Origin of the sequence: Pedobacter ginsengisoli (genome assembly GCF_002736205.1) — a bacterium.
Classification (GTDB): domain Bacteria; phylum Bacteroidota; class Bacteroidia; order Sphingobacteriales; family Sphingobacteriaceae; genus Pedobacter; species Pedobacter ginsengisoli_A.
Genome location: NZ_CP024091.1, coordinates 2,504,128 through 2,523,077, shown reverse-complemented (window position 1 = coordinate 2,523,077; position 18,950 = coordinate 2,504,128). Strand labels below are relative to the sequence as shown.

Genomic DNA, 18,950 nt, shown 5'->3' with positions numbered 1-18,950 from the left:
ATCATTTTCTTTTAAGTGGTTTATTCAAAAGCCTGCGGTTAATATCCGCGGGCTTTTTTATTCCATCTCGGTGCTAACCAAATGCTTTGAACCGGCATATTCCGAAGGGGTCATTCCAAACTGTTTAACAAAACATCTTCCAAATTGTGCCTGCGAGCTAAACCCTGTCATCGAGGCAATTTTTAATATCTTATAGTTTCCTTCAACCAACAATTCAGCAGCCTTTTTGAGCCTGGTTATATTAATCAGCTCATGAGGCGAGAGATTAGAAATCGCCTTTATCTTTCTGTAAAGTGTTGGCCTGCTCATATTCATCGCATCTGCCAGCAAGTCTACATCCAACGACTTATTATCAATGTTTTTATTGATAATTTCATTTAACTTTTCAAGAAAAGCCTCGTCAGCCTTATTATAAGCCATGCTCTTAATATGTACCAAAGGCGAACTTGCAAAGTAATTCTTTATCTTATCCCTGCTGGCAAGCAGATTTGAGATCTGGGTAAGCAGGTGGTCAGGAGAAAACGGTTTTTCCAGGTACGCATCGGCACCAACTTCCAGACCTTCAATTTTCGATTGCAGTGTGTTTTTTGCTGTCAATAAAATAATCGGGATATGAGTATATTCCAGGTTATCTTTAACTGCCTTGCATAATTCATAACCATCCATCACCGGCATCATAATGTCACTGATAATTAAATGAATACTTTTTTCATTTAAAACATTTAAAGCTTCTTGTCCATTGGCAGTTTCAATTACCTGAAAATCCTTAATCAGCTTGTCCGCTATAAACTCCCTAATCTCTATATTGTCTTCAACCAGTAAAATAACTGGCGATTCCATGTTCCTGTTCTCAGTGCTAGCCTCTCTAACACCCTGTCCCTCATCTAATGGATCATCATTTATTTTAAACTCCCTTTCATGATGTTTTGGTAAAGTAAGCGAGAATACATTTCTAATACCGTCATCAGTACTAAGCATTAATGTTCCTTCGTGCAGTTCAGCCAACGAACGGGCTAATGGCAGGCCTATTCCGGTACCTCTCTGATCTTTGTTACTTTCCATTCTGTAAAATGGTTCAAATATCTTTTTATGCATATTAGATGGAATCAGATCCCCATCACTTTTTACTTCGATGTCAAAAGTATCCGTATCTGAAGTTAAAACAATCTCGATTTGTCCTGCGGCATATTTTACAGCATTATCAATTAAATTACTTAGTATTTTGTTCAAAGCTTCAGGATCAGCATAAGCATAAAGAGGCTCCTCGGGCAAGTTAACATTTAATACAAGCCCCTTTTTTTCCATTGCAGATTTATACCTCAGGCAGTTTTCTTCAAGCAACTTGCTTACATTAATGTTTACAAAGTTCAGGTTAAACCCTTTAATCTCGGTTTTACGGAAATCCAGCAGTTGATCCGTTAGCTCAATTAACCTGTTGGTATTCTTCTTCATAATTACCAGGTTATCCGTAATAGCAGGTACTTCCTCAGCTTTTTTCATTACGTCCTCCAATGGCCCTTTAATTAAGGTAAGTGGCGTCCTTATCTCGTGGGTAACATAAGTAAAAAACTCAATTTTGGCGTGGTATAGCTCTTTCTCTTTTTTCGATTCCCACAATTCAATTTTGCGTTTATTTTTGTTGCTGATGCGCTGGTGGTAGTAGCGTATAGCATAGTATATAGCTACAGCAATGAGCAAAGCGTAAAACAAAAATGCCAGTGGGCTGGCCCATAGCGGCGGTTTTATAACAATATTTAGCTCCGTAATTTTATTGCTCCATATCCCGCTGCTGTTAGCAGCTTTTAACTTAAATGTATAAGTGCCCGGTAACAAGTTAGTAAAATACACCTTCCTGTTAGCTTTTAAGTACGTCCAGTTTTTGTCCAGGCCTTCCATTTTAAAAGTATACTCAGTCATTTCAGGCGCGGTGTAGCCCAATGCAGCAAAGTCAATGCTAAAAGTCGATTGATCATGGGCCAGCTCAATTTCATCAGTAAAATTAATAGACTTTGTTAAAGGAGAGTTTTTCTTATTAATTTCAATCTCTTTGTTATAAATCTGAAAACCTGTAATGTAAACAGGCGATACAAATTTATTTTGCCTGAACTGATCGGGAAAAAAGCTGATCAACCCTTTTACACTTCCAAAATACATTCTCCCGTTAAGGTCTTTAAATGCCGAACTGTAATTAAACTGGTCGCTTAGCAGCCCATTAGCCTTAGTGTACGATTTTATTCTATTCGTGCTCGTATCAAAACATACAAGCCCTCTCGATGTGCTTATCCAAAGGTTACCCTTCCTGTCTTCCAGTATTTTATAGAAAACATTGCTTAAAAAACCGCTTTTACTGTTATACCTTCTAAAGTTTCCTTCCTTTTCATTAAACCTGTTTAATCCATTTTCAGTAGCTACCCACAGCCCTCCCTTTGCATCTACAAACGTGCTGTTTACGGCATTAGAACTTAAACTTTTCCTGTTGTTTTCTTCATGTCTGTAATAACCCGATGTTTTGTTGCCAGGGTTATAAAAGTATAAACCATCCCGTAATGAACTTGCCCAAATTGTTCCATGATCATCCTCAATCAGGTTTGAGTAATGAAGATTCCCCGGTACCTCATTTAACAAAGTGAAATCATTGCCAGTCCGGTTATATCGGTACAAACCAAACGATGTACCAACCAAAATCTCACCAGATCTGGTCTTAAGCATACTTTCAATAAAATTGCTTTTCAATTCATTAGGCGCTTGTCCGGCACTGTAATGTCTTAAAACTTTCGAAGTATTAATATCCATCACATCCAGCCCCCGCTCAAAAGTTCCAATCCACAGCTCATTATCTACAGCAAGCAGTGCGTGTATATTTGTATGCGATATACTTGTTTTAGCTCCGGTAGGCTTAAAGTGCTCAAAAACACCTGTTTTATGGTTTAATTTGTTTAAACCCCCATCTTCAGTACCAATCCATATATTACCATCTTTATCATTGCAAATCTCCCGCACAGCATACCCACTTAAACTGTTAGTGCCACCCTGAGGAAAAAACTTTTCGAAAGAAGTATATTGGTTAGGATAATAATTTACGCCCCCAAAATAAGTCCCGGCCCATATTCCTCCTTCTTTATCTCTGGCCAATGTGTATACCGCATTATCCGAAATCGAGTACGGATCATCAAATTTATTACGCAGATTGTTGTATTTGCCTGTTTTCAGGTTGTATATAAACAGGCCCGATTCTGTAGCTATCCAATATTCATCATCACTTTTAGCAATAAAATCTCTGGCGTAAATGGGTGTTTGATCTGGGTTGGTAGCTAAAATATCCTTATAGGTTAGCGTACTGGTATCAAATGTTTTAATACCCTGGTTTGATGTTCCGATAAAAAAGAAACCTTTTCCAGTGTCGTATAGTTTTTCAATCCACGAAGAAATAGTTGGCTTCGAATTAATAAATACGTTATAGTTTTCAAACGTATTTTTTGTCTCCTTGTACTTTTGGATAAAGCCATCAGTTGTAGAAACCCAAACCTCATCATTGGCAGTAATACTTAATGATGTAGCTCCAGAATGTATTCTTCCACCAAATGTTTTCAGCTTTTTTGATTTCTCGTTATACTTACAAAGGGTTAAACCTGCTATGTACCAGATATTTCCTTTACTATCCAGCTTAATATCCCGTACATCCCTGTTTTTAGTTACCTCTATCAGATTAAAACTTTCATTTAAAGGGTTGTACCTGTAAAGGCCAATTAATGTGCCTACCCAAATGTTCTGGTCCTTATCTTCATAAAGGCTGTGTATAAAATTGTTTCCTATACTTTTTGGATTGTCAGGATCATTTCTAAAAATTTTAAAGGTATAGCCATCAAACCTGTTTAAACCATCTTTAGTTCCAAACCATAAAAAGCCTTTTTTATCCTGTAAACTGCAGATCACAGAATTATAAGATAAGCCGTTTTCAACCTGATAATGTCTGAAAGTGTATGATTGACCTAATGTTGAAACGACCGTACCAATGAGTATGGATAATATGAATAGAAACTTGTTCAATGCTATTTAATATTGGTTATCATAAAGATAGGTCGAAAACCCCCAAAAAGGAACTTGAATTCCTTATTTCTGCCATTTTAGACTCAATTGAGACAAATTGAACAACGTTTGATCAGTAAGATCAAATGTTAATTCATCAATTAGCATATCAATTCAGCCCCATTACGGAATGAATTGAACCAACCAAATATAAATTGTAAATGAGCATGAAAAAAAAATTACACTTTAGCAAAGAGTTAAAGCTCTGCTTTATTCTTAGTTCATTATTTATTCTCTGTTGCCAGGCCGTATTTGCCCAGAGCAACATAACCGGAACCGTATCAGACAAGTCGGGGCCATTAATAGGAGTAGGTGTACTTGTCAAGGGAACATCTGTATCAGCAACCACAAACCAAAATGGGGTTTATACCATTTCGGTACCTAATGCGGGCAATGCAGTTCTTGTGTTTTCTTATATCGGTTACACCACTCAGGAGGTAGTAGTTAACGGGCGATCTACTGTTAATGTGACCCTAGTTGAATCAGCTTCTGATTTAAATGAAGTTGTTGTTGTTGGTTATGGAACGCAAAGAAAAAAGGATTTGACAGGTGCCATTTCTGTTGTCAAAGCGGCAGATGTTAGTAAGAAACAAGGTACCACTGTTGCTGAATCTTTACAAGGGTTGGCAACAGGTATCAGGGTTAGAGGAGGAGGACAACCGGGTTCAGAGGCACAAATACAGATTAGAGGTCTGAAGAACATGTCAGACATAGCTGGAGCAACTCCCTTATATGTAATCGATGGATTGATTACTACAGCTAATCGTGACTTTAATCCTGCAGATATAGAATCCATTCAAATCCTAAAAGATGCTTCTGCAGCTGCTATTTATGGCTCCAGGGCAGGAAATGGGGTGATCATTATTACGACCAAAAAGGGTGCGGAAGGACCTATGAAGATTGAGTTTACAGGTAAAGCCGGTGTGCAGACGATGCCTCGTTATGATCTTACTGGGACTGAAGAATTCTCAAGGATTAATTTTATGGCCTATGATAATGCCGGTATTACAAGGCAAAAACTGGACCTTACTAACAATACAGACTGGCAGGATGTTGCTTTCAGAACAGGTAATATTCAGGATTATAACCTAAGTTTTAATGGTGGCTCTAAGGACGCCAGTTACTATGTGTCTGGGGGATATTTTGGTAATAAAGGTACAGTAATCAGTACTGATTTTGACAGGATAAATTTTAGAGTTAACACAAAAGGGACTAAGGGGATTTTTACTATCGGTGAAAATCTTGCTATAAGTAATGCCAAAGTTAATGAGATGTCAGGTAACCCTATCGTTGATATATTCCGAATGTTGCCTACTATTCCTGTTTATGATCCAAGTCATCCTGGTGGATATGGTTATGGTGATGAGGCAAAAGCACGTACTTTTGGTACAAACCCTCTTGCTATTGCCAATCTGGAGGACCGTACCAATGAAAATTTAAGAATCAGAGGTAATCTCTATACTGAACTTCAGTTACTAAAGTCATTAAAATACAGGGGAAGTATTGGTTATGAAACCAGCCGGGACCACTATACTTATTTGAAAAAAGACGGATTCTGGACACTCAATCAGGCCTATGATCCTGCAATACTAAATGAGAACAGGGGTCAATTATCAACAATTCTTGCAGAAAACACACTGACATTCAATCAGAATTTTGATAAACACAGCCTAACGGTAATAGGAGGACAGTCTTATCAAAAAGACAATTATGCTATGATGTGGGGTACAAAACGTAATATTTTACAGAACTCAACAACCGGCCATTATTATGACGTCTTAGATCAAGGAAATGAACCTCAAACTGGTGGCTATAGATGGCGTACAGATTTGATATCCTATTTCGGCAGGTTAGAGTATAATTATGCTGATAAGTACTTGCTTAACGCTATCATCAGGTCTGATGGCTCTTCAAGGTTGGGTAAAGGTTATAAGTTTGATAGTTTTCCTTCTGTTTCAGCAGCGTGGCGTATTAGTAAGGAAGACTTTTTTAAATCTCCATGGATAAACGACTTAAAGGTGAGAGCAAATTATGGTACGCTTGGTACGGGAAATATAGGGGCTTATGAATCTATTGCACTGATAAATACTTTTTCTACAGTTCCCTTTGGGCCAAATCAAGCCATTCAATCGGGGGGTACCCAAGTACAGTTGGCAAATGCCGATTTGAAATGGGAAAAGCTAAGCCAGCAAAATTATGGGTTCGATGCAGCTTTTCTAAACAATAAGCTTTCCGTTACCGCTGAGTATTTTATCTCTAAAACAAAAGATGTCCTGCTTCGGTATCCGATTCTTTTTTCAACAGGAAACGATGGTGGAAGTCCTTTTGTAAATGGTGCTACACTTGGAAACAGAGGGCTTGAGTTTACTGCCACTTATGCCGAGAATTCAGCAGAATTCAAATATAATATCACCGCAAATCTAACTACGCTTAATAACAAGGTAATCGATCTTGGATATGGGAAGAACAAAACGATTGTTGGTAACACGGTTACTGAAGTTGGGCAGCCAATTGGAATGTGGTACGTATTGCAAACTGATGGCCTGTTTCAGAATATGGACGATGTAAACAATTACAAAAATTCTAAAGGACAAGTGATCCAACCTGGTGCTAAACCAGGTGATATCCGCTTTAAGGATAACAATGATGATGGTCAGATTAGCAATGACGATAAAGTTGTGGTAGGAAGTCCATGGGCTGATTATGAATTGGGGTTAAATTTCGGAGCTTCTTATAAAGGTTTTGAATTTAGCATGGACTGGTTCGGGTCTTTTGGAGCCAAAGTATTTAACGGTCCAAGAAGTGTAATGGATAATTTTTCTGACAATTCTAATTATCGCAAAGGCGTGCAGCCGTGGACACCGGAAAATCCGAATACAAGCATTCCACGTGCTTTTTACGGAAGCACAATTAATGCCAGAGGTGACACTGATCGCTGGTTAGAGAACGGAAGTTTTGCCCGCATGAAGTATATAGGTATTTCTTATAACATTCCGGCCAATGCACTTAAGAAAATTGGGTTTAGCACGGCAAGGGTAACACTTTCAGGACAAAATCTGATCACAATTACCAAATATACAGGACTTGACCCTGAATTTAGTAATGCCAGCATCTTTGAAAAAGGATTTGATTATGGTGCGTTCCCTAATTTGAGAACAGTATCTCTTGGTTTAAACTTCGGATTTTAATTAAAAACAAGATGAAAAATATAATTTCAAAAATATTAATAGTAGGTGCAATAATCCTGATATCTTCCTGTAAAAAGTCGCTGTTAGATCAGGATAGCCCCAATACACTTACAGTTGACCAATTCTGGAAAACCGAAAGTGATGCCCAAAAGGGTATAAATGCAGCATATGCAATGTTTTATCAAAACGGAGGTTGGAACAGATGGATCTATTTCAGACTCGATTTAACTTCTGATGAAGGATGGAGCAATAGCCCCTGGACTGAGCTTGGCGATTGGACCAGATTCCAATACATCAATTACAATTTCTGGGAAGGGAATGTAAATACTTACAGAGATACTTATAAGGCAATCTTCAGATGCAATCAGGTGCTTACTTATGTTCCGGAAATTCCTTTTGCAGATGCCAAAAAGAAAACGGAAATACTTGCCCAGGCAAAATTCCTTAGAGGATTTTACTATTACTATGCCGCTATACTATGGGAGAACTTTCCTATTGTAACTACACTTCAAAAACCAACTGATTTACCTGAGCAAAGCTCTTTAACTCAGGTTTGGGCACAGGTTGAAAAAGATCTAACTGAAGCAAGTGCCGATTTGCCGGAACAATGGACTGGAGCTGAAATTGGTCGTGCTACAAAGGGAGCAGCCCAAGCTATGCTGGGTCGGGCTTTATTGCAGCAGCATAAATGGGGTGATGCCAAAACTGCTTTAGATTATCTGGTTACCGGTGCCGGTAAAAATTATTATGATCTTGTTGATTATAAAGATAACTTCAGGGCAGAAAACGAGAACAACAAAGAATCTGTTTTTGAAATTCAGTTTTCTGATGCCAATAAATCTGGAGAGGGTGATGGTCCCAGCTCTAATATGGGAAGTAACCGATCCCAGTTTTTTGCACCAAGGAGCATAGGATGGTCAGATGGACAAGCCAGATTTTGGTTGGTTAATGAGTTTAAAAAAGAGAAAACCATTGATAATAAAATTGACCCAAGGTTAAGATATACATTATTCTATCCGGGTCTTGAAGCTGATTTTGGCGATAAGACTTATGGCAGAAGTTGGGAGTGGGGGACTGATGAAGCCTGGTTCAAAAAATACTCGCGTGACTATATGAGAAATAATGAAGATTATTTTAATCAGGTAAACAACAGGGTGATTCGCTTTGCCGATGTTTTACTGATGTACGCAGAAGCATTAAACGAGCTTGGGCAAACAGCCGATGCTTACCAATATGTAAACCGTGTGCGCACAAGGGCAAATATGGCTGCTTTGGCTACCGCTTATCCTGCAATTGGTACCAATAAAGATTTGTTCAGAGAAAGGCTTAAAGTTGAAAGAAGCCTGGAGCTTTGTGGCGAAAGCGTTAGATGGGCAGATTTAAAACGATGGGGCGATCTTGATAATAAAGCTAATGTAGATAAAGTTGCCTTACGCGACCCTGATTTTAAAAACTTTGTTGTAGGAAAACATATCCGCTTGCCATTACCGCAGGTTGAGGTAGACAATAATACTAATCTTTCTCAAAACCCTAATTATTAATTCAGAAGCTATGTTTTTAAGAAGTGTAACCATTATTCTGCTACTGCAAACCATAGTTGGTTGTAGCAAAAGCCAGAAAAAGTCTGAACCAGATAAAGACAAGCCTGCGCCTGCTATAACCACATTTACAAATCCCTTGTTAAATAGCGGGCCAGATCCATGGGTTATCCGAAAAGATGGGTATTACTATTACATGAACACGCAGGGCAGCCAGGTTTCTATCCTTAAAACAAAAGCGCTTTCTCAGTTAAGCAGGGCAGAGGTTACTGTGGCTTACAAGGCACCCGCATCGGGTGCCGATTCCAGAAACATCTGGGCACCGGAGCTGCATTTTCTGAACAATAAATGGTATATTTATTATACCGCCGGATCATCTGGCGATTTATCTACCCAGCGCATGTTTGTACTCGAAAACAGCAATGCTGACCCTACAAAAGGCAGCTGGGTTGTAAAGGGACAGATTAAAGATAACAATGCAGATTTCTTTGCTATTGATGCTACTGTTTTCACCAGAGATGATAAAAATTACATCATTTGGAGCGGACATATTTCAGCTACTGATAACACCCAGCGTTTATATATCGCGCAGTTAGCAGATGAACCATGGAAAATGGCTACCCCGCGGGTAGAGATATCTACTCCTACATACGATTGGGAAAAGATAGGCTCGCCCCATGTAAATGAAGGCCCCGAAATTTTAACAAACAAGAACGGGAAAACCTTTCTGATCTTTTCGGCCAGCGGTTGTTGGACGGATGATTACTCTTTGGGTATGATCAGTTTAAAAGATAACGGAGATCCGCTGAAACCGGCAGATTGGACTAAAACAGATAAACCAGTGTTTACTAAAAAACCAGAAAACGGAGCTTTTGGCCCTGGCCATAATAGCTTTTTTAAGTCGCCAGATGGAACGGAAGACTGGATTCTTTATCATGCTAATCCCAGAGCAGGATTAGCATGCTCTAACGACCGTAGTCCGAGGATGCAAAAGTTTACCTGGAATGCCGATGGAACACCAAACTTTGGTGAACCTGTAAAAATCAATACACCAATCCTTAAACCATCAGGCGAATGAGATTAGCTATTCAAATCTGTGCTGCAGTGCAGTTCTGTGCATTACTGGCATTAGGCTGTAGTAAAAAAAATGAAACGGTTATTGTGCCTCAAAAACCACCTGTAAATAGCCATGTGGTATGGGATTACAGCACCCTTAAAAAGGTTTCCTCATCTGCCGCAGGCGAAAAATATTGTGGATACGCAAGGATGATTCAATTGCAAGATCAAACGCTCATAGCCATATACGAAGCCGATGGAAATATTGTGAGTGTTAAAAGTTCCGATCTGGGAGCCACCTGGTCGGCACCGGTTTCAGTTGCCCGGCGTGCCGATGGAACAAATATGTCCGTTCCCGATATATTAGAATTAAAAGATCATTCCCTGCTGGCTTGTTATAATCCGAGGCCATATGATATTTCGCCTTCAAGAAAATTCGGCATCCGTACCAAGAAAAGTTATGATGGCGGACTAACATGGAAAGACGAGAAATTACTTTATGAAGCAGGATACGAATTTAAAAATGGATGTTGGGAGCCATCAGCCGTACAATTGCCTAGTGGAGAAATCCAATTGTTTTTTGCTAACGAAGGTGATTATCTCAATTCCGATGAGCAGAATATCTCTATGCTGCGGTCAAGCGATAACGGTTTAACATGGACAAAAAATCGTGAAATTGTAAGTTACAGAGCAGGAAAACGCGATGGTATGCCAGTACCCTTATTGCTTAGTAACGGAAAAGAGGTAGTATTTGCTATAGAAGACAACGGTTTTGATGCTTTTAAACCTTACATCATCAGAAATTCTTTAACAGAAAACTGGGCAAACACAGTAGATGCAGGCAGTGCCAACAGAAGCTATGCCATGGCCGATAAAATTGCCGATAATATTTATGCAGGCGCACCTTATTTAAGGCAATTAAAAACCGGCCAAACCATACTTTCTTATCAAGGTACAGAAGGCCGAACCAATAAAATGGAGTTTGCAGATATGAAGGTAGTTGTTGGCGATGAGCAGGCCCGTAATTTTAGCAAAAAATCTACACCCTTCATTATCCCTGCCGATAAATCATGCCTGTGGAGTAGTGTAACTGTACTAAACGACAATACCATAGTTGCAGTAACAAGCACAAATGCATATTCTAATCACTCAGAAATCTGGATGATAAAAGGACGTTTGGTGCAAGAACCTATAGCACTTGCCGATCCAACAATATTTCCAGACAATGGTAAATACTACCTGTATGGCACCAGCAGCGACAAAGGGTTTGAAGTATACGAATCATCAGATTTAAAGAATTGGAAAGGCCCTGTAGGCAAAAACAATGGTTTGGCGCTTGTAAAAGGCGAAGCTTTTGGTACTAAAGGCTTTTGGGCACCGCAGGTTTTTAAGCGCAATAACGCCTACTATATGGCCTACACGGCTGATGAACAGATTGCTATAGCAAAAAGCGATAGCCCGTTAGGCCCCTTTAAGCAAGAGCAGATAAAGCCATTATCGGGTATTGGTAAACAAATAGATCCTTTTATCTTTTTTGATACTGATGGTAAAACGTATTTGTACCATGTAAAGCTTCAGGAGGGTAACAGAATTTTTGTTTCTGAAATGAAAGCTGACCTTTCTGATGTAATGCAGGAAACCGCCAAAGAATGTATAAGTGGTTTACTGCCCTGGGAAAATACCGAGAAAACAGGTTGGCCGGTTACCGAAGGGCCAACAGTAATAAAACATAAAAACCTTTATTACCTGATCTATTCTGCAAACGACTTTCGCAATAAAGATTACGCAGTGGGTTACGCCACTTCAACATCGCCAACAGGCCCGTGGAAAAAATATGAAGGCAGCCCAATCATAAGTCGCCAAAAGCTAAAATACAACGGAACAGGGCATGGCGATTTATTTACAGACAAAGCAGGGAATTACAAGTACGTAATGCACACCCATAATTCTGATACCAAAGTAGCACCACGCTTAACCGGAATAATTGATGTAAAGTTTGCCAGTAAAAACGGCAGCGAAGCTGACATACTGGAAGCTGATGATTCGACTTTTAAACTTATTTTTACTGGTACTGATGCCAAATAATACAAATGAATAAATCACTAAATTATAACTAGAACTATTTAAAATGAGAAACCTAAGAACCTATTATTTGGCGTTATGCTTGTTTGGACTCACGTTTCAGTCCTGCGTGCAAAAACCAGCCGATCAAACATCACAAACAGACCAAAAGCCAAGAGAAATATGGCCAGTAGAAAAGGCCAACAAATGGTATGAGCAATGGGGCTGGTTAAGAGGTAGTGATTTTATACCAAGCACTGCAATTAATCAATTAGAAATGTGGCAAAAGGAAACTTTTGACCCAACAACTATCGACAAAGAACTTGGTTATGCCGAAGGAATTGGAATGAATTCAATGCGTGTTTACCTGCACCATGCCGCCTGGCAACAAGATAAAGAAGGCTTTAAAGGAAGAGTAAAGGAGTATCTTGATATCGCTGATAAACATCATATTTCGACCTTATTTGTGTTATTTGATGATTGCTGGAACCCAACTTATAAAACAGGAAAACAACCTGAACCAAAGCTTGGTATTCATAATTCTGGTTGGGTAAGGGACCCGGGAGATCTATATTATCAGGATTCGACCCTTGTAGATACGCTTGAAGTTTATGTTAAAGACATTTTAACCACCTTTAAAGACGATAAACGCATTGTACTTTGGGATCTTTATAACGAACCAGGAAATTCAGACTATGGCAACAAGAGTATGGATTTGCTAAAAAAAGTATTTGAATGGGGCCGTACAGTTAATCCTAGTCAGCCGCTTTCTGTAGGTGTTTGGAAACTTAGCCTTAAAGAACTTTCAGATTACCAGATTCAAAATTCAGATGTAACCACTTACCATAATTATGGCGATGTTAAAGACCATGAAAAATGGATTGATACACTTAGAAGTGTTTCTAAACGCCCGCTTATCTGTACTGAATATATGGCCAGATCAAGAAACAGTTTATTCAGTAACATAATGCCTATTCTTAAAAAGGAAAATATTGGCGCTTATAACTGGGGCTTAGTTGCAGGAAAAACCAACACCATGTATGCCTGGGATACCCCAATGCCTGATGGTAAAGAACCTAAACTATGGTTTCATGATATCTTTAGAAAAGACGGAAGCCCTTATAAAAAAGCAGAAATTGATTCTATAAAAATGCTTACCGGAAAGCAGTAAGATTAAAAACCGCATCAAAAAGGGTGAAGGGACAACCCCTTCACCCTTTTTGATTTTACTAAGCAATTAATTTAGAATTGTTGATAGATGATTAGTTCACTTACTTGTTGTTTTATATAGCGATAAGTTTTTTTAGAATTAATCATGTAAATTTGTTTTATGACCACATTAGCGATAGAAATTACTAATGAAAAGGCTTTAAGACTCTTGCAAGATCTAGAAGACCTTAATATCATTCGTGTAATAAAAAATCAAACCAAACTATCATCATTGCGTGGAAAGATCAAGACGAAGATGTCCAATGAGGCAATCGATAAACAAATAAACGACTTGCGCAACGAATGGCAAAGAGATATTTAATAGATATCTAGTTCTTTTGTTTATGGGATTGATAATCAAATTATTTCAGAAACAATTAGAATTCGAAAAGAAAGCAATGTTAAATTGCCAGATGCATTCATTGCAGCGACAGCAATTATAAATGATCTGGTCCTAATTGGTGATAATGATAAAGATTTCCTAAAAATCTCTGCATTGAAATATATCAATCCAAGTCACTTCAAGTAATACATGACTTTGGTTAGTGATAGGTATAGTTAATAACCTGCTAATCTTATCATTTTAAATTCATAAAAAGAGCATAAAGTGTCTTATTGCGCATAATCTGTTAATAGCTGCTGTAAACCGCATAGAAGGCAAAACCACATTTAAATTTCTTATATATTTAATTATTAAAAAAATTAAATTGGATCTGGTTTGTTATCAGATTTGGAAAGAAAATGCTTTTCGGCCTATAATATAGTCGTCTCTTGCAGCGATCTTGATAGGGCCTTGTACGGCCCTCGTTCGACCAGAGTCGAATATGCAGCGAACCAAATTGGAACCAGGTACGAAGGAGCTGAACCTTCCAAAACGGATTCAAAAAAAAGTAGCAGAATCACATGTCAGGTGTACGGCAGCGTACGGCCGATGTTCAATAATGGACGGTTTCCTCATCAGTTTCCACAGAAAGCAAGTTGTAGCAGCAATTTAAAGCATTTACCGATCTTGGCACTAACTTAGCGAATTGCAGTTCAATCTTACCTTTAACCGATCAACCACTGCCACGATGTTCAGACTCAATTTAAAAATCGCTTTGCGAAACCTCTGGAGAAATAGTACTTCTTCTGTGATTAATATTACTGGTTTGGCAATAGGATTGGCATCCTGCCTTTTATTGCTATTGTATGTGAACTATGAATGGAATTTTGACAGGCAATTCAAAGACGCCGACAAGGTTTATCAGGTAATGATCAATTTTCAGGATGCATCAGGAAAAATCACCAGTACGGGTACTGAGCCTGGGAATGGCATCCACAGCGCCATTAAAAGTCGCATTCCAGAAGTGGATGTGGTAGCACGCATCGTGAAAGGTGGCAATACGCTCATTGCCAATGGCAGAACAAGCTTCAAAAAGGCTGCAATGTGTGCAGATCCTGAAATACTTAAAATATTTAATTATGAATTTATAGCTGGTAATCCCGCTACAGCGCTTGATGTACCCAATTCTGTTGTCATCACGGAACAGACCGCAAAGCTTTTGTTTGGTGGGGTTAACGTGCTGAACAAAAGCATAAAATGGGACAACAGTAGAGACCTGACGATCACAGGTGTGATCAAAGACTTTCCGGCTAATACTTCCATTAAGTTCGATTATATCTTGCCCTGGTCTTTCCTGGAACAGATATACGATGGTGCAAGAAATTGGAATTGGGGCGACTTTAGCTGGCCTGTGATGGTAAAAGTAAACGACCCCTCAAAAGTTGATTTGATTAACAGCAAGATCAAAGGCCTGTTTAATGAGAGAAGCCAGAACACCAAAGCAGAGAATTTCATATTTCCATTCGCTAAAACGCACCTATATAGCAAATTCGTTAACGGAAAAAGTGCTGGGGGTGACATAGAGAAAATCTACCTGTTCATTGGCCTGGCCTTTGGTATCTTGTTTATTGCCTGCATCAATTTTATGAATATGGCAACTGCCAAATCCGAACGCAGGGCAAAGGAAGTGGGTATCAAAAAGACCATTGGTGCCACAAGGGCTTCGGTAATAATACAGTTCCTTACCGAAGCGATGGTGCTAACATTAGGAAGTGTATTACTGGCCATAGCCACTGTAGAACTTACTTTGCCTATGTTCAATAATTTGTTGGGTATAGAACTCACTATAGACTATGGTAATATCTTGTGTTGGCTGGTCATTTCTGGCGTGATAATACTAACTGGTTTGTTGTCAGGTCTATACCCCTCGCTGTTCCTCTCTGCTTTTAACCCTGTCCAAACTTTAAAAAGAAAGGCCGCAAGGGCAAAGGCAGTCCCCGTGAATTTGAGGCAGGTATTGGTTGTGGGGCAGTTTTGCTTCGCCATTATGCTGATCATCGCTACCCTGGTGATCTACAAACAGATCGACTTCATTAAAAACAGGCCGATTGGCTTCGATGCAAATCTGTTGGCAGAATTGCCGCAGGAAGGCGAACTCTCGGGCAAATTTGAAGTCTTCAAAACAGAAGTTTTAAAAGCAGGAGCCGTTACCGCCGTAAGCCAGGCAGCCGGTAGTCTTTCAAGCGTAAGTAACTGGTTTTCGGGTTTTGAATGGCCCAACAGGCCTCAGGGAGGACAGGATATTGTTTTTAACCGTTTAGAAACCACTTATGGTTTTGTGAAGACCAGTGGCGTGAAGCTAATTGCAGGGCGTGATTTTTCTAAAGACTTTGCCTCTGATACTGAAGGGGTTCTGCTCAGTAGCTCAGCGGTAAAAGTAATGAACCTGCAAAACCCGGTGGGCACAAAGGTGAAACTTAATGGCAATGATTTGCATGTAATAGGGGTGTTCAAAGATTTCATCTGGGATTCGCCTTATCAGGCTCAAAAACCACTTGTCATCAACTTCAACAGAAACGCGGGTTATAGGATCCACTTGCGTTTAAATCCGGCCAACAGTTTGAGCCGGAATGTGGAACTGATCTCAGCTGTTGCAAAAAGACTGAATCCGGCTTATCCGGTCGACATTAAGTTTATGGATCAGCTGTACGCCCAAAAACTGCAGTCTGAAAAGATACTGGGCATACTGGCCAACCTGTTTGGCGGCATCGCTATATTTATTTCCTGCATGGGGCTTTATGGCCTGGTGGCTTACAGTGCAGAACAGCGTACAAAGGAATTTGGTGTGCGCCGTGTATTGGGTGCGTCAGTAGGCAATATCATGAGCTTGCTGTCTGTTTCGTTCCTGAAAATGGTATTTGCAGCTGCTTGTATTGGCGTGCCTTTGGCTTATTACCTGATGACCAAATGGCTCACTAATTTTGAACTCCGGACAAGTATATCAATTGCGGTGATATTGATAGCAATAGCAGGTACTACAGTCATTGCATTTCTGACGGTCAGTTTTCAGGCGTACAAGGCTGCAAAGGCCAATCCTGCTCATGCGCTGAAATATGAATAATAGGGGATTTACTTTTGATCATTAAAGCATTACTTCCAGAAAAGCTTAATTGATTGCCAATATGATTTATTTTTGCTACTGTTTATCTTCTAAATTTGTTATTTATATAACTGAATAAACCAGGTAAAACATGAATAGAAAACTATTGTGGGGCTTGATGCTAATCTTGCTGTCCACCTCGGCCGTACAGGCTCAAAAGAAGATTGGAAATGAAACCGATGAGCAAAAAGCCAAAAGAATGGAATGGTGGAAAGATGCCAGGTTTGGTATGTTTATCCATTGGGGCTTGTACGCTTTGCCTGCTCGCCACGAGTGGGTAAAAAGTAATGAACACATCACTAACGAAGGTTACCAGAAATATTTCGATCAATTTAATCCTACTCAGTTTAATCCTAAACTATGGGCAAAAAAAGCGAAAGCTGCGGGAATGAAATATGTTGTATTAACCACTAAACACCACGAAGGATTTACATTGTTTGATAGTAAATTTACCGATTACAAGGCAACCAATACTTTGGCAAAAAGGGATTTAGTAAAAGAATTTGTTGATGCTTTTAGAGCAGAAGGCTTAAAAATAGGGTTCTATTACTCACTAATAGATTGGCACCACCCAGATTTTACAGTGGACGCATACCATCCTTTAAAACCTGCCAACAACGACGAAAATCAGTATCTGGCATTAAATAAAGGTAGAAATATGGCTAATTACCGTAAATATTTAAGCAATCAGGTTAACGAGATTTTAACTAAGTATGGAAAAATTGATATACTGTGGCTTGATTTTTCATATCCGGGCAAGCATGGCAAAGGCAAAGACGACTGGGCATCTGTTGACTTGTTAAAGCAAATTAGAAAACTACAGCCTGGTATAATTGTAGATAACAGACTGGATTTAGATGATTATGCAGACGGTGCAGATTTTGAAACACCAGAACAGGTTAGTACTGATGCTTTAGCCAAATTTAAAGGCAAAACCTGGGAAACATGTCAGACTTTTTCAGGCTCATGGGGTTATTACAGAGATGAAAATACCTGGAAAACCAATAAGCAATTGTTGAATTTATTAATTACATCAGTAGCCAATGGCGGTAATTTATTGTTGAACGTTGGGCCAACAGCCAAAGGCGAATTTGACAACAGGGCAAATACTGCGCTCGATAGTCTTGGGATTTGGATGCATGCCAATTCTAGTTCAATTTACGGATGCACTTTCGCGCCTGATAAATATAAACCTACACCGGGAACCCAGCTTACCTACAACAAAACCGGCAAAAAACTGTACGTTCATCTTTTTGAGTATCCTAAAGATGGTAAAATAGTGCTGGATGGATATGGCGACGATGTAATTTATGCCCAGTTTTTACATGATAATTCAGAACTCTTAGTTGATAAAGACAAATCGACTTCTGGTAGTCTAGTCTTGAAATTACCAATCCAAAAACCCAATTTTCAAATTCCGGTTATTGAGCTGAGTTTGAAATAATATGATTTATTGTCTCACAGAAATAGCTGTGAGACAATAAATTTTTATGTTTTTTAGTATCAAGATTAAATGGTTAAGATCTTGCCTAATAATGGCGCACACCTTAGTAAGTGTTAAAACTTTCCTTTAATTTGCTTAAAGCCTGTTCTGCTTTGTTTTTCACTTCCCCTTCATTAGAACTGATCAGGTTAACATTTACAAAATCGTTGCGGTCATACAAATAATCCAATTAGTAATCTCTGATGTCAAGAAATAATGCATCTAAAACTTCTGCAATTTTCTGATCAAACATTCCTGATCGCCAATATTCATCATCGGCTTTAATTTGCATAAATAGCTCTTCAAACTCTGCAACTTCAATTTTTGCTGAACATAATAATGAGAGTAGGTGCAGGTATTTCTGCAAATGGATTTTGTCTAATACCTTAATCATCTGCATCTTTTATGATCATATAGTTCTCGTTTCCTTTCTGCTCAATAGTTATGTTATAATCAGGAAATTCCATATGCAGGTTTTGCTGCATAATGGTGTAAAAGTTATCTATTTGCTGTTGGGGTACAAATAGTTTATAGCACCTGATCTGCTGTAGTTTTTTAGGCTCTGCCACATCAATAATAACCTGCTCATGGTTTATGGGAGTCCCGGTGCCATATGCTATGGCAAAGAGCTGCTGAACAGTGTAATTACGAACGGTGATGGTTTTGCCTCTATTGGCTACTTCTTTTTTAATCCTGAAGCCCGGCTTGTAGCCGGAGTTAAAACCAGAGAAACCATATTGAAATAGCTGTAATTGGTTTTCTGCAGGCGATTTTTCTTTGAGTTGAGCATAACTAAAGTTTAAACATATGGTAGCCATTACAAATGTTGGTTTGGTTGTTTTCATGT

Annotated in this window: 11 protein-coding genes; 8 read left to right on the top strand and 3 right to left on the bottom strand. The window is 39.0% G+C overall.

Annotated elements, in window-relative coordinates; genetic code table 11:
* Positions 1 to 57: 57 nt before the first annotated feature.
* Positions 58 to 4,047, bottom strand: coding sequence for a hybrid sensor histidine kinase/response regulator transcription factor (locus CPT03_RS10390; protein ID WP_099438791.1), 3,990 nt, complete (start codon positions 4,045 to 4,047; stop codon positions 58 to 60).
* Positions 4,048 to 4,253: 206 nt separating this feature from the next.
* On the opposite strand from CPT03_RS10390, the gene CPT03_RS10385 reads away from it, so the two are divergent.
* The 8 genes from CPT03_RS10385 to CPT03_RS10345 all read left to right on the top strand — a co-directional run bounded on the left by CPT03_RS10385 (position 4,254) and on the right by CPT03_RS10345 (position 18,064).
* Positions 4,254 to 7,274 (top strand): SusC/RagA family TonB-linked outer membrane protein, encoded by a 3,021-nt coding sequence (locus tag CPT03_RS10385; protein WP_099438790.1) that lies wholly within the window; start codon positions 4,254 to 4,256, stop codon positions 7,272 to 7,274.
* A gap of 11 nt (positions 7,275 to 7,285) precedes the next feature.
* Complete coding sequence (locus CPT03_RS10380) at positions 7,286 to 8,815, top strand: RagB/SusD family nutrient uptake outer membrane protein (protein ID WP_099438789.1); 1,530 nt, start codon at positions 7,286 to 7,288, stop codon at positions 8,813 to 8,815.
* 10 nt (positions 8,816 to 8,825) lie between these two features.
* The gene (locus CPT03_RS10375) at positions 8,826 to 9,890 is read left to right on the top strand and encodes a family 43 glycosylhydrolase (RefSeq protein WP_099438788.1); all 1,065 of its coding nucleotides are present in this window, start codon (positions 8,826 to 8,828) and stop codon (positions 9,888 to 9,890) included.
* A complete protein-coding gene (locus tag CPT03_RS10370; protein ID WP_099438787.1) occupies positions 9,887 to 11,953 on the top strand; it encodes a family 43 glycosylhydrolase in 2,067 nt (688 codons plus the stop codon). The genes CPT03_RS10375 and CPT03_RS10370 overlap by 4 nt, the downstream gene beginning before the upstream one ends.
* 43 nt (positions 11,954 to 11,996) lie before the next feature.
* Positions 11,997 to 13,100, top strand: a complete 1,104-nt coding sequence (locus tag CPT03_RS10365; RefSeq protein WP_099438786.1) for a glycoside hydrolase family 2 TIM barrel-domain containing protein — start codon at positions 11,997 to 11,999, stop codon at positions 13,098 to 13,100.
* Between the two features lie 444 nt (positions 13,101 to 13,544).
* Complete coding sequence (locus CPT03_RS23370; RefSeq protein ID WP_410522621.1) at positions 13,545 to 13,667, top strand: hypothetical protein; 123 nt, start codon at positions 13,545 to 13,547, stop codon at positions 13,665 to 13,667.
* Between the two features lie 541 nt (positions 13,668 to 14,208).
* On the top strand, positions 14,209 to 16,581 hold the full coding sequence (locus CPT03_RS10350) for an ABC transporter permease (protein WP_099438783.1): 2,373 nt from the start codon (positions 14,209 to 14,211) through the stop codon (positions 16,579 to 16,581).
* Positions 16,582 to 16,711: 130 nt separating this feature from the next.
* On the top strand, positions 16,712 to 18,064 hold the full coding sequence (locus CPT03_RS10345; protein WP_099438782.1) for an alpha-L-fucosidase: 1,353 nt from the start codon (positions 16,712 to 16,714) through the stop codon (positions 18,062 to 18,064).
* A 229-nt stretch (positions 18,065 to 18,293) separates the two neighbouring features.
* On the opposite strand, the gene CPT03_RS10340 is transcribed toward CPT03_RS10345, so the two are convergent.
* Complete coding sequence (locus CPT03_RS10340; protein ID WP_157766405.1) at positions 18,294 to 18,497, bottom strand: colicin immunity domain-containing protein; 204 nt, start codon at positions 18,495 to 18,497, stop codon at positions 18,294 to 18,296.
* The gene (locus tag CPT03_RS10335) at positions 18,490 to 18,948 is read right to left on the bottom strand and encodes a hypothetical protein (protein ID WP_099438780.1); all 459 of its coding nucleotides are present in this window, start codon (positions 18,946 to 18,948) and stop codon (positions 18,490 to 18,492) included. Before CPT03_RS10335 ends, CPT03_RS10340 begins: the two co-directional genes overlap by 8 nt.
* Positions 18,949 to 18,950: the final 2 nt, after the last annotated feature.

What these genes read in the sequence shown, in the direction of transcription:
- CPT03_RS10385 (WP_099438790.1), top strand. Translation starts at nt 4,254, where the DNA reads ATGAAAAAAAAATTACACTTTAGCAAAGAGTTAAAGCTCTGCTTTATT.
- CPT03_RS10380 (WP_099438789.1), top strand. Translation starts at nt 7,286, where the DNA reads ATGAAAAATATAATTTCAAAAATATTAATAGTAGGTGCAATAATCCTG.
- CPT03_RS10375 (WP_099438788.1), top strand. Translation starts at nt 8,826, where the DNA reads ATGTTTTTAAGAAGTGTAACCATTATTCTGCTACTGCAAACCATAGTT.
- CPT03_RS10370 (WP_099438787.1), top strand. Translation starts at nt 9,887, where the DNA reads ATGAGATTAGCTATTCAAATCTGTGCTGCAGTGCAGTTCTGTGCATTA.
- CPT03_RS10365 (WP_099438786.1), top strand. Translation starts at nt 11,997, where the DNA reads ATGAGAAACCTAAGAACCTATTATTTGGCGTTATGCTTGTTTGGACTC.
- CPT03_RS10350 (WP_099438783.1), top strand. Translation starts at nt 14,209, where the DNA reads ATGTTCAGACTCAATTTAAAAATCGCTTTGCGAAACCTCTGGAGAAAT.
- CPT03_RS10345 (WP_099438782.1), top strand. Translation starts at nt 16,712, where the DNA reads ATGAATAGAAAACTATTGTGGGGCTTGATGCTAATCTTGCTGTCCACC.
- CPT03_RS10340 (WP_157766405.1), bottom strand. Translation starts at nt 18,497, where the DNA reads ATGATTAAGGTATTAGACAAAATCCATTTGCAGAAATACCTGCACCTA.
- CPT03_RS10335 (WP_099438780.1), bottom strand. Translation starts at nt 18,948, where the DNA reads ATGAAAACAACCAAACCAACATTTGTAATGGCTACCATATGTTTAAAC.